General features: G+C 59.4%; 10 protein-coding genes. 7 read left to right on the top strand and 3 right to left on the bottom strand.

Annotated features, from left to right (window positions below; genetic code table 11):
- The first annotated feature begins 3 nt into the window (after positions 1–3).
- The 6 genes from SM766_RS00645 to SM766_RS00670 all read left to right on the top strand — a co-directional run bounded on the left by SM766_RS00645 (position 4) and on the right by SM766_RS00670 (position 6,814).
- Positions 4–654 carry a histidine phosphatase family protein gene (locus SM766_RS00645; RefSeq protein WP_368946576.1) on the top strand — a complete coding sequence of 217 codons (651 nt, stop codon included), beginning with the start codon at positions 4–6 and terminating at the stop codon, positions 652–654.
- A gap of 11 nt (positions 655–665) precedes the next feature.
- Positions 666–1,700: a phosphotransferase family protein gene (locus SM766_RS00650; RefSeq protein ID WP_368946577.1), complete on the top strand. Its 1,035-nt coding sequence runs from the start codon at positions 666–668 to the stop codon at positions 1,698–1,700.
- Positions 1,701–1,944: 244 nt separating this feature from the next.
- Positions 1,945–2,715, top strand: coding sequence for an enoyl-CoA hydratase/isomerase family protein (locus tag SM766_RS00655; protein ID WP_274828122.1), 771 nt, complete (start codon positions 1,945–1,947; stop codon positions 2,713–2,715).
- A 39-nt stretch (positions 2,716–2,754) separates the two neighbouring features.
- A complete protein-coding gene (locus SM766_RS00660; protein WP_490363337.1) occupies positions 2,755–3,966 on the top strand; it encodes a serine hydrolase domain-containing protein in 1,212 nt (403 codons plus the stop codon).
- The gene (locus SM766_RS00665; protein WP_368946578.1) at positions 3,966–5,936 is read left to right on the top strand and encodes an acetoacetate--CoA ligase; all 1,971 of its coding nucleotides are present in this window, start codon (positions 3,966–3,968) and stop codon (positions 5,934–5,936) included. The genes SM766_RS00660 and SM766_RS00665 overlap by 1 nt, the downstream gene beginning before the upstream one ends.
- 14 nt (positions 5,937–5,950) lie before the next feature.
- Positions 5,951–6,814, top strand: coding sequence for an acyl-CoA thioesterase (locus SM766_RS00670; protein WP_368946579.1), 864 nt, complete (start codon positions 5,951–5,953; stop codon positions 6,812–6,814).
- 15 nt (positions 6,815–6,829) lie between these two features.
- Here the strand turns inward: SM766_RS00670 and SM766_RS00675 are convergent, their stop codons facing one another.
- The 3 genes from SM766_RS00675 to SM766_RS00685 form a co-directional block, all read right to left on the bottom strand.
- Positions 6,830–7,597: an SDR family oxidoreductase gene (locus tag SM766_RS00675; protein WP_368946580.1), complete on the bottom strand. Its 768-nt coding sequence runs from the start codon at positions 7,595–7,597 to the stop codon at positions 6,830–6,832.
- 190 nt (positions 7,598–7,787) lie between these two features.
- Positions 7,788–9,548 carry a SulP family inorganic anion transporter gene (locus SM766_RS00680; protein ID WP_368946581.1) on the bottom strand — a complete coding sequence of 587 codons (1,761 nt, stop codon included), beginning with the start codon at positions 9,546–9,548 and terminating at the stop codon, positions 7,788–7,790.
- Positions 9,549–10,314: 766 nt separating this feature from the next.
- On the bottom strand, positions 10,315–11,535 hold the full coding sequence (locus SM766_RS00685; RefSeq protein ID WP_368946582.1) for an acyl-CoA dehydrogenase: 1,221 nt from the start codon (positions 11,533–11,535) through the stop codon (positions 10,315–10,317).
- A gap of 105 nt (positions 11,536–11,640) precedes the next feature.
- Here SM766_RS00685 and SM766_RS00690 point away from each other — a divergent pair, with 105 nt between their 5' ends.
- Entirely contained in the window at positions 11,641–12,552 is a 912-nt protein-coding gene (locus tag SM766_RS00690) for a LysR family transcriptional regulator (RefSeq protein ID WP_368946583.1), read from the top strand.
- The last annotated feature ends 81 nt before the right edge of the window (positions 12,553–12,633 follow it).

Below are 12,633 nucleotides of genomic sequence, written 5' to 3' on the forward strand. Positions count from 1 at the left end.
CCTATGGCAGAAATTCTTGTGGTCCGGCACGGGCAGGCCTCTTTCGGTGCGGACAACTACGATGAGTTGAGCGAAAAGGGCCGCGATCAGGGGCGCCTTTTGGGCGATACCTTGCGGGCGATGGGCTGGACCCCGGATCGCGCCATCACCGGCTCTCTGGCACGACAGAAACAGACGTTGCAGGAAATGGGATTTGACGTCGCCCCGGAAGAGCATGCAGGCTGGAACGAATATGATTTCCACGACCTTCTGCACAGCCGGTTCGGCGGGCAGGCCCCATCCGAGGTAATCAAAGACCGCAAGACGCATTTCCGCGCCCTGCGAGAAACCCTGGCTGAATGGCAGCAGGGCGATGTGACCGGCGCGTCGGAAAGCTGGGCACAGTTCATCGCCCGCATCGAGGCCGCGCGCCAACATGCGGCAGAAACAGAGGCCGAACGTGTCTTGGTGGTGAGTTCCGGCGGGGTGATTGCCCGGCTTGTCGCCGCCACGTTGCAGGTTCCGGACAGCCAGATGATTGCCCTGAACCTACAGGTCAAGAACACCTCCCTGACCCGGTTCATTTCCGGAAGGGGAAAGTTTTTCCTGCATGAATTCAACTCAGTACCGCACTTTCATGATGCAGAGCGCGCAAAGCTGATGAGCTATAGCTGAAGGAGCAAGAGATGAGCAGCGATACCCAGACCCTGGACATTGATGCAATCCGGACTTTTCTTGATGGACGTCTTCCCGGCTTTGACGGCGCGGTCGAGGTGCAAAAATTCGCAACCGGACAGTCGAACCCGACCTTCCTGATTAAAACGCCAGCAGGGCAATACGTGCTGCGGCGCAAGCCGCCGGGGGTGCTGCTGAAATCTGCTCATGCGGTGGACCGTGAATTCCGGGTGCAAAAGGCGCTCGCGGATACCAAGGTACCGGTGGCCCGGATGCATCTTCTGTGCGAGGACGACAGCGTGATTGGCTCGGCCTTTTACATCATGGACCACGTTGCGGGGCGCAATTTCACCGATCCGGTGATGGGCGATACCGATCCCGCAACCCGCGGCGCGGTGATCGACGATATGAACCGGGTGCTCGCGGCGCTGCATGACGTCGATGTCGACGCGGTGGGGCTTTCGGACTATGGGCCGCCCGGCAACTATTTCGAACGTCAGCTGGGCCGTTGGACCAAGCAATACAAAGCCTCGGAAACCCGGACCATCCCAGAGATGGACGAACTGATGAAGTCCCTTGAGGAACAGATGCCCGCCGATGACGGTCAGCGCGGTCTGGTCCATGGCGATTACCGCATCGACAATATGATCTTCAGCGCCGATGAGCCGCGCTGCCTTGCGGTGCTGGATTGGGAGCTTTCGACCATCGGACATCCCTATGCCGATCTGGCGGGTGTGATCATGCAGTGGCAGATGCCGCCGGGTCAGGAAGGGCGCGGATTGGCCGGGCTGGATCGCAAGGCGCTTGGCCTGCCGTCGGATCAGGAGTTCATCGAAGCCTATTGCCGCCGTCGTGGCCTGCTGGAGATCGACAACTTCGGCTTCTACCTCTCGTTCAGCTTTTTCCGGATGGCCGGCATTCTTCAGGGGGTCCTGAAACGCGCGCTGGATGGCAACGCATCGAATCCGGAACGCGCCCGCAAGTTGGGAGATTTTGTTCCCATCTTCGCGCAAAGTGGACTCAACGCACTGAGAAGCACCAAGTAAGGCGACACGCCGGGCAGGGCGGGTCACTCGCCGCTGCCGCATGGCTGCTCGCCGCTTTGCGGTCTTATAACGGTCGTCAGCTTTGTCGGCCGTTTTTCAAGAATATCGGATTTTTACACGCGGCGGGCCAACGACTTGCGTGGTTTTACGTATCTCTTAACACTCGACCCGTAGCCAAAGGCTGCGCATTATGGACTGAAACATGGCTTGTGGTTCGCCGCGGCCAATTGGGAGGAACACGTCAATGACAGAGGCTGGCTGGCTGAACACCAGGGACCTTGGTGACGGAATCGTAGAACTGCAACTGGGCCGGGCGCCGGTCAACGCGCTGAGCGCGGATTTCCTGATGGAGTTCGCAGCCAAGATTGACGAGATGGGACAGGATCCGGCGGTCAGCGCCATCGTGTTGAAAAGCCCGTTCAAAGTCTTTTCCGCCGGGCTGGATCTGAAAGAAGCGCAGGAGTTCGATCTTGAGCAGCAGCACGCCATTGTGCGCGGCCTGAACGAAGGCTTCCTGGCGCTTTACAGCTGCCCGAAACCCGTAGTGGCTGCTGTTGGTGGCGCTGCAATTGCCGGTGGGTTGTTTTTCGTTCTGGCCAGCGACGTGCGGATCGGCCACTCCAGATCCGCCTATGGACTGGCCGAGGTGCGCGTCGGCGCGGACTTCCCGATCGGGCCGCTGGAAATCGCCAAAGCTACGCTCGACAGCAACACGCAGCGGCGCCTGATGCTGACCGGGCAATCTATCGGTCCGATTGCAGCGCGCAATTATGGCCTCGTTGATATCATCGCCGAGGATATGGAGGATCTTGAGATCTACGCGCTGCGCGAGGCCCGGAAGCTGGCGGAATTGCCGCCGCAGACCTTTGCCTCGGTCAAGATGCAGCTGCGCGGCGAGGTAATCGACCGCATCAAGGCAGGGATCGCCGCAGGTGGTAACGCACCAGAGGGTGGCTGGTTCAATTCCGAAACCAAGGCCGCGATGGAAAAGATGATCAGCGGCCGGGGCGAGTAGGCACACCGGCCCGCACCAAGACAGACAGGGAGGAAATCAATGCTGGACCACGACCGGCTGGACCGCGTGAAGGCATGGCAGCAACGCTATGTGGATCAAAGGAAATATGCCGGCAGTTCGGTCTTGATCAACGAATGTGGGAAAGAAGCGTTCTTTCACGCAACGGGTCTGAGAAATATCGAGGAAGGCCTGCCTTTTACCCGCGATACGCTGGTACGGATCTATTCGATGACCAAACCGGTGACCTCCCTTGCCATCATGATGCTGCTGGAAAAGGGGCTGTTTCACCTGGATGCGCCGGTGTCGGATTTCATTCCCGAATTCACCGACATGCAGGCACTGGTCCCAGGGGCAACGGCAATTGATCAGGTTGAACCCAGCCGGGCGCCGACGCTGCATGAACTGCTGACCCATACCAGCGGTCTCAGCTATCCTTTCAACCCCGGCGTTTTGCCCGCAGCCATGGAAGAGCAGCAGCTGATGTTCAAACCGGGGCAGGGTAAATTGGAAAAGATGGCGGCGGAACTGGCTGCCTATCCGCTCGCCTTTCAACCCGGCACACGCTGGGAATACTCGGTCAGTATCGATGTTCTGGGCCGCGTCGTCGAAGTTGTTTCGGGCAAGACACTTGGCGATTTTTTTGAAACCGAAATCTTTTCTCCGCTCGGCATGACCGAGACAGCGTTCCGGGTTCCGCGGGGCACCGGTGATCGCTTTGCCTCGCTCTATACTCCGCTCGCCGGGGATGCGATGGCGCTGAATTCGGCACAAACCGGCGGCGAAACCCTGCGCCTGACGGATCTGCACGGGGGCTCTCCGTTTGAAACGACTGAGATGATGTCTGGTGGCGGCGGGTTGGTCGGAACCATCGATGACTACATGAAGTTTTCCGAAATGCTGCGGCGCCGCGGCGCCCATAAGGATGGCTATCTGATCAGCCCGAAAACCGCTGATTTCATGATGCGGAACCATCTGCCCGGGGATATTGCCTCCATGGGGCCGCAAAGTTTTGCCGAACAGCCGATGGAAGGCATGGGTTTTGGCCTAGGCGGCGCCGTGGTGATGGATCCCGGTCGGGCGCGCTGCCCCGGGTCCGTAGGTGACTTTAGCTGGGGCGGCATGGCTTCGACCTTCTTCTGGATGGACCCGGTGCTGGACCTGTCCGTGGTGTTCTTTACCCAGCTGTCTCCCAGCAGTTCCTATCCCTCGCGGGCTGAGCTGAAGGCGCTGGTACATGGGGCAGTGATCTGATGAGCGATATTCCTGACCGTAAGATCCTGTGGACCCCAAGCGCGGAGCGCGCCAAGGCGAGCCGCATGGCGGCATTCGAGCGCTGGCTGGCTGCGGAGAAGGGAAAAACCTTCGACGATTACAATGGCCTGTGGGAGTGGAGCGTTTCCGACCTTGAAGGGTTCTGGGGCGCATTGGCCGAGTTCTTTGATCTGGAATTCACCACGCCGCCAAGCTGTATCTTGGGCAATCGCAGCATGCCTGGCGCAGAATGGTGCCCGGGCGGAGAGTTGAACTGGGCCAGGCACATTCTGCGGCAGGTCGACAAAACCCCGCAGGAACAGGCGCTTGTCGTTCATTCTGAAACCTTTGGCCGTTCCGAGCTGACCTGGGCCGAACTCGCAGCTCAGGTGGCCAGCGTAGCTGCAAACCTGCGGGCCATGGGCGTCGGGCAGGGCGACAGGGTCACCGCCGTTTTGCCCAATACCGAGGCCGCGATTATCGCCTGTCTGGCCACCGCCAGCCTTGGCGGCATCTGGTCGCTTTGCGCGCCGGACATGGGCCATGTCGCCATTCTGGACCGGTTCCGCCAGATCGAGCCCAAGGTCCTTATCTATCAGGACGGATATGTGCATGCGGGCAAGACCATGGACCGGCGCGAAGTGCTGACCACCATTGCCGACGGCCTGCCAAGCGTGACCCACCGCGTGGTACTGCCGGTGGTCGGTGATCTGCCCGATGGCGCAACCCATTGGCATGATATGATCGGGGATGGTGACGCCCCGCTGGAGTTTACGCCGGTTCCTTTCGATCATCCGCTGTGGGTGGTCTATTCCTCTGGCACCACCGGAAATCCGAAACCCATCGTGCACGGGCACGGTGGCATTCTGTTCGAAGGCGTCAAGCAATCGCTGCATCAGGATCTGAGTTCCGACAGCCGGTTTTGCTGGCTGACGTCGTCGGGCTGGGTGATGTGGAACGCGCAATTCGTGGCCTTGGGGCAGGGCGCAACGACACTGCTTTATGACCGGGCGCCGAACCACCCCGATATGCTGGACCTGTGGCGGTGTTGCGCGGATGAGCGGATCACCTACCTGGGCGTCGGCGCCGCTTATATCACCGCCTGCGTGAAATCCGGCATCAGACCCGGACGTGATCTCGATCTGTCGGCGCTGGTCTCGCTGGGTACCACTGGATCGCCGCTGACCTCGGATGGCTATGATTGGGTGTATTCCGAGGTAAAGGCCGACATCTGGCTGGCGCCGATCTCCGGCGGTACCGATCTGTGCGGCGCCTTCGTCTGCGGCAATGTCATGCTGCCGGTGAGCGCGGGCGAAATGCAGTGCCGCGCGCTTGGCAATGCGGTACGTGCCTTTGATGAGACCGGTCAGGAAGTGATCGGCAGCGTCGGAGAGCTGGTCTGCACCGAACCTTTACCCTCTATGCCCTTGTTTTTCTGGGGAGATGAGGACGGATCGCGCCTGCATGACAGCTATTTCGATACCTATCCCGGCATCTGGCGCCATGGCGACTGGATCGAAATCACCCCCGAGGGCGGATCGGTGATCTATGGCCGCTCGGACGCGACGATCAACCGGCGCGGGCTGCGGCTTGGCTCTTCGGAAATCTATCAGGCCGTGGAAGGTCTTGAGGACGTGCTGGACAGCCTTGTCGTTGATTTGGAATTCCTCGGGCGCGACAGTTTCATGCCGCTGTTCGTGGTACTGGCCGAGGGGCAAGAGCTGGATGACGCCATGCGCGACAAGATCCGAAGTGCGATCCGCAGCGGCGTGTCGGCGCGGTTCGTGCCCGATGAAATAATCAGCGTCCCCGAAGTCCCGCGCACGCTTTCGGGAAAGAAGCTGGAAGTGCCCGTGAAAAAGCTGCTACTTGGAGGGGACCCCGCAAAAGTCGTGAACCGTGACTCGATGGCCAACCCTGACAGTTTCGATTTGTTCATCGCCTATGCAAAGACGCGGGAGGCTGGTTGAGGAAGGCGCCACAAATGAATGATGTTGGGAAGGTTTTGCTCAATCTTCTGGATCTGGAGCGGCTGGATACGAACCTGTATCGTGGCATTGGCTCCGGTGGTGAAACCCCCATGCGGATTTATGGCGGGCAGGTTATCGCCCAGGCACTGACGGCGGCCTATGCCACCGTGTCCGGGCGGTTGTGCCACTCCTTGCATGCCTATTTCATTAGGCCGGGCGACCCGGCACGCCCGGTCATCTATGAGGTCGATCCGGCCCGTGATGGTGGGAGTTTCACCACCCGGCGCGTCATAGCCATTCAAAACGGCAAGCAGATCCTCAACCTTGCCGCATCGTTCCACAAGGAAGAACCCGGCTGGAGCCATCAGCATACAATGCCGGATGTCCCACCGCCGGATGGGTTGCAGAGCCGTGATGAGCTGCACGAGCTGCACGCCCACCGGATTTCCAAGGACATGCGCGAGGAATTCACCCGTCAGCGCCCGTTTGAAATCCGCGATATTGAGCCGCGCGATCCGCTGGACCCCCAGGTTTGCAGCGATATCAATCACATGTGGATCAGAATGGAATCTGCCAAGGACGCTGGGCCAGAGCTGCAGCATGTGCTGATGGCCTATGCATCGGACTTTGGTCTCTTGGGGTCAGCGCTGCGTCCGCATGGGCTGACCTGGTACAAGCCCGAAGCGATGACCGCGAGCCTGGACCATGCCATGTGGTTCCATGCGCCGGTGCGGTTTGAAAACTGGCACCTTTATACGATGGATTCACCCTTTGCCGGGAATGGCCGCGGCTTTAACCGCGGCTCGATCTACACGCAGGATGGCCAACTGGTGGCCAGCGTTGCACAGGAAGGGCTGATGCGACCGATTAGCAGCTGAGCGCGTCTTCAAAAATCACGTGTTATCAAAGCGATCGCGCAGTTTCTGCATGCCGGTGATCCAGCGGTCATAATCGGCCGTCTTTGCCTGCATGTAGCTTTCGACCTTGGGGTGTGGCAGCACCAGGAACTTGCCAGCCTCAATCGCTTCGGCGCAGGCGGTGGCCACATCTTCGGGCTCCAGAAGCCCGTCGACACTGGCGACGCTGTTTTCTAATCCACGGGTCATTTCTGACCGGACGGCCTGCGGACACAGGACCGAAACTCCGATGCCCTGATCGCCATAAGTGATTGCCAGCCATTCAGAAAAGCCAACCGCCGCGTGTTTGGTTACGCCGTAGGGCGCGGCGCCGATCTGGTTGAGCAGACCTGCGGCCGAGGCCGTGTTCAGGATGTATCCGCCGCCGCGTTCCAGCATGCGTGGCACCAGATGCCGCGCGGTCCAGACGTGGGACATTACGTTGATGTCCCAGATCCTCTGCCAGTCGTCATTGCTGACCTCAAAACCGCCGCGGGTTAGGATACCAGCGTTGGCGCAGAACAGGGAGATCGGCGCGATCTCGGTTTCCACACAATCGACCAACGCAGCGATGCTGTCCTCGGATGCGACGTCCACATGCTTGGCAGTGCCGCCGATCTCGATCGCCGTTGCCTCGGCTCCGGCAAGATCGATATCGGCGCAGATCACATGCGCGGCGCCCATCTGCGCAAATTTCTCGGCTAGCCCTTTGCCGATCCCATGGGCAGCGCCGGTGACGACAACACAGCTGTTTTTGATTTGCATGATTGATCTTGCGCTCCATATTTGACCCGAATTCACGCTAGCCGGAGCAAGAGGAGCTGCCAATCCCGTGTGACGGAACGGAACTCCAGTTGTATAACATAATACCAATTATGCGATTATTGGGTGGTAGCGACAGGGCGCCACTATGATGCGCCCTGTCGACACTCAATCAGGTTGCTGTATTGCGCGCCTATGCGCTGATCTTGTCACGCGGCTGTGCAGCGCTCAGCGTTTCAAAGGCTTCATTCTGGGACAGGAAGATCTGGCCGCTCAGCGCATCCAGGAAATGGCTGCGTTTCAGACGATCCATGACTGGCCCTTTAACCTCGGACATATGCAGCTGGATCCCCATGTCAGACAGCCGTTGGTTCATTTCCTCAAGCGATTCAAGCGCACTCAGATCGATTTCGTTCACTGCGGAGCACATCAGCACGACGTGTTTGATCTCATCACGGCCTTCGTGCACGCGCGCCAGGATCAGGTCCTCCATACGCCGCGCGTTGGCGAAGTACAGGCTTTCGTCGATCCGGAGCGTGACGAGCGAAGGATCGGTCACCACGTTATGGCGGTGAATGTTACGGAAATGCTCGGTTCCCGGCACCTGCCCCACCTCGGCCACGTGCGGGCGCGAGGTCTTCCACACGAACAACAAAAGCGAGACCAGCACACCAGCAGCGACACCGGTTTCCACACCAACCAACAGCGTCAGCAGGATCGTGGTCAGAACCGCGGCGAAATCGGCTTTGGAATAGGTCCAGGCAGTTTTGAGAATCTTCAAATCAACCAGTGAAAGGACCGCAATGATGATGGTCGCTGCAAGCGTTGCCTTGGGAAGGAAATACAGCAGCGGCGTCAGGAACATGGCGGCAAAGGTCAGCCCAACGGCGGTAAAGGCGCCCGCAGCCGGGGTGCGCGCACCGGCGTCAAAGTTGACGACCGATCGTGCAAAACCGCCTGTCACCGAATAGCCACCCGACAAGGCAGAGGCCAAGTTCGCAGCGCCAAGGGCTTTAAGTTCTTGGTTTGGATCAATTTTCTGACGGCGCTTGGCAGCCAGCGTTTGCGCGACCGAAACACTTTCAACATAGCCGATAACGGTGATCAGCGCGGCCGGCCCAATCAGAGCCGGAACCAACGCCCAGTCGATCATCGGCAGACCAATCGGCGGCAGTCCGGTCGGCACCTCGCCCACAACGGCCACGCCCATTTCAGGCAGGTTCAACCCCCAGGACAGCACGATTGTTCCGATGACGGCAAAGACCGGGCCAACCCGTGCCGCGGTGCCAGCGGCGCTTTTCGACAGGCCCAGCTTGCTGTGCAGCACATTTGCCATATGTCGACGGACCCAGACCAAAAAGCCAAGCGCCAGCGCGCCGACCCCGAGGGTCCAGAAGTTGACCTGACCAAGCCCCTGCCCCAGCGACAGCAGAATTTCCGGCAGATTGTGACCATGCGCCGGAATGCCCAACAAATGCTTCATCTGGCTAACTGCGATCAGCAACCCCGAGGCCGTAATGAACCCAGCGATCACGGGATGCGACAGCAGGTTGGCCACCACACCCAGACGCAAGGCCCCCATCGCTGCCAGCATCAACCCGGACAGCAGTGCCAGCACGGCGGCGGCGGCAGTGAACTCTGCAACAGTGTCCAGACCCAGCGGCGCCAGCGCAGATGCGCTCATCAACGACACCACGGCGACCGGCCCCACGGCCAGGGCACGCGAGGTGCCGAAGATCGCATAGGCCACCAAAGGCAGGATCGACGCGTAAAGCCCGACCTCGGCAGGTAGCCCGGCGAGCAAGGCATAGGCCAGTGACTGCGGGATAAGCATGATCGTGACGATCACTGCCGCTGTCATATCCCCGGTGAAATCAGGGCGGTCATACCGTCGTCCCCAGTCCAAAATTGGAAACAGGGATTTCAAGTCGATGCGGGACAGTGGCGAAGACATTGCGGAGGCTTTCCTGAGAATGGATCGCGCCGCGCACCCGATCAGGTGTCAACGCGCTCAATACATATTCGTAAAAGCATATATATATTCGATGAGAGGGAGGAAAGCCCTTTCGTTAAAATTGTTACCGCACGCCCCTGTACGCCCTCGTAAAACACTGTTAAAAAAGAATTAAGTACGAAGGATACTGCAAAGCAGCCCTTCAAATTCTGCCGGTGTTATTGCAAAAACACCGGGGCAATTTTGCATGTTGCGACTTGCAGAAACGCAGGTCCGGCGCTTAGCCGCACAAGAAGGGGAATGCGCCCCTCCCTACCCTTTGCGATTTTCTATGGATTCACATCGAACCTTCGGACTTCAGGGCCATTTGCGTATTTACGCCATTGCTTGACAAATTGGCCTCAACGCCATGCTCAGGTGCTGATGGCGTCCCCTGGCAGTTAACCTCGGTAAATGGTGGATGGACGGCGGCTGACCGCGCAGGAGGTTGCTAAGAATAAGCACGGGCAATTTGAAGCATCTCTTGCTGCTGCTGCTGCGTTAACCTCCGCCTTTACCGTTTTGGATCCATTTCGAAGGGAGACGAGCGAAAATCCTGTGCCTTTGTCTTTGCGGTGATGTGAGGACGAGGGCTGTCTGCATTATTGCAGGCTTGAAATGCAAAACCGCAAGGCCGGTGGGCACTTGCGGTTTCGAGACTGATGTCAGTCAATCGGGGCCAGACCGCGGAAATTAATGATCTGGCCCCGGATTTTGGCGCTATTCGTTAAAAGAACGCCTGCAGACCGGTCTGAGCGCGGCCCAGGATCAGCGCGTGAACGTCGTGTGTGCCCTCATAGGTGTTGACCGTTTCCAGGTTCACCATGTGGCGGATGACCTGGAATTCCAGGCTGATACCGTTGCCGCCGTGCATGTCGCGGGCCATACGGGCGATATCCAGCGCCTTGCCACAGTTGTTCCGCTTGACGATCGAGATCATCTCGGGCGCGGCATTGGCGGCGTCCATCAGGCGACCAACACGCAGCGAGGCCTGCAGGCCAAGGGTGATTTCGGTCTGCATATTGGCCAGTTTCAGCTGGAACAGCTGGGTGTTGGCCAGCGGACGTCCGAACTGGGTGCGGTCCAGACCATACTGACGTGCGGCGTGCCAGCAGGCTTCGGCGGCGCCCATCGCACCCCAGCTGATGCCGTAACGTGCGCGGTTCAGACAGCCGAACGGACCTTTGAGTCCTTGCACGTGCGGCAGCAGCGCGTTTTCACCGACTTCGACGCCATCCATGACGATTTCACCGGTGATGGAGGCACGCAGCGACGCCTTGTTTTGGATTTTCGGCGCGGAGAGGCCCTTCATGCCTTTTTCCAGCACGAAGCCACGGATCTTGCCGCCGTGCTCTTCGGATTTTGCCCATACGACAAAGACATCGGCGATCGGCGCGTTCGAAATCCACATCTTGGAGCCGGTCAGCTTGTAGCCAGTCGCGGTCTTCTCGGCGCGGGTTTTCATGCCTGCGGGATCAGAGCCGGCATCGGGCTCGGTCAGGCCAAAGCAGCCGATCCATTCACCAGATGCCAGTTTCGGCAGGTACTTCTTGCGCTGCTCTTCGCTGCCATAGGCGTAGATCGGGTACATCACCAGCGAGCTTTGCACCGACATCATTGAGCGATAACCGCTGTCGACGCGCTCAACTTCGCGCGCAACCAGGCCGTAAGACACATAGCCTGCGCCCAGCCCGCCGTATTCCTCGGGGATGGTGGTGCCCAGCAGACCCATCTCGCCCATCTCGCGGAAGATGGCGGGATCGGTGTGTTCGTTTTCATATGCTTCGGTAACACGCGGCTGCAGCTTTTCCTGCGCATAGGCACGGGCCGAAGCAGCGATCATGCGCTCATCTTCGTTCAGCTGATCGTCCAGACGCAGCGGATCTTCCCAGTTGAAGCCGCTCAGATCGGGCGCATCCTTGGCCCGCAGTTTAGGTGCATCGGTCATGTCTTGCCCCTTTGTCGTTGATGTTGAAACCTGCCGCGACCCTAACGGTGGGTTAAGAAAAAAAACAGCGAGACTTTTGCAAGCATATATGAGTAAACAGCATACATGAGTGCACCACGTCGTTTTCTCCCGTCCATTTCTGCCCTGCGCGCGCTCGAGGCACTGGATCGTTTGGGCAGTGCATCGGCGGCGGCGGCCGAATTGTCGCTGACCCAAGGCGCGGTGAGCCGCCAACTGCAGGCGCTCGAACGGCAACTGGGGCTGGATCTGGTACACCGGGATAAGAAAAAACTAACCCTGTCGGCCGAAGCGCAGGAATACGCCGGAGAAATCCGTGCCGCGCTAAACCAGATCGCCCAGTCGACGCTGCGCCTTCAGACCGCGCCCTTGGCTGGAACGCTGAATCTCGCGATCCTTCCGGCCTTTGGCATGCGCTGGCTGATGCCGCGCCTGCCGGAATTTGCCCGGCTGCATCCGGATGTTACCATCAATATGACGACGCGGCTGGAGCCTTTCAGCTTTGCCAGCGAACCCTTTGATGCGGCAATCCATTTTGGCCGCGCTGAGTGGCCGGGTACCAGTTCACTACTCTTGAAACATGAACAGCTCTTGCCGGTCTGCGCGCCGGATCTGGTGGCGGGCACGGCCTTGCGCGGGCCCAAGGACATTCTAAACCTGCCGCTCCTGCATATTCAGACCCGGCCTGAGGCCTGGTCGGATTGGTTCGCCGCACAAGGCGTGGAGCCGCCCGAAACCGTCAGCGGCACAATGTATGATCAATTTGCAACCATTACCCAGGCGGCAATGCACGGGTTGGGGGTAGCCCTGATGCCGGATTACCTGGTGGAGCAGGACCTTGCGACAGGGCGGTTGGTGGCCTTGCACCCTGCCCCGACAGAGACGCGCGGCGCCTATTATCTGGTCTGGCCGACCAGCAAATCGAACGCGCCTGCGCTGCGCAAATTCCGCGACTGGCTGGCCACCAAGGCGCAGCCCGAAGATCCGTTGCCGCGCTGAACCACGCCTAACCACCAGACAAAACAAAGGGGGTGCCATCCGTACACCCCCTGTGCACCTGTTGTGCACCCTGCGTGCACC

The organism is Pseudophaeobacter sp. A-200-2, assembly GCF_041008815.1.
Lineage (GTDB): Bacteria > Pseudomonadota > Alphaproteobacteria > Rhodobacterales > Rhodobacteraceae > Phycobacter > Phycobacter gallaeciensis_A.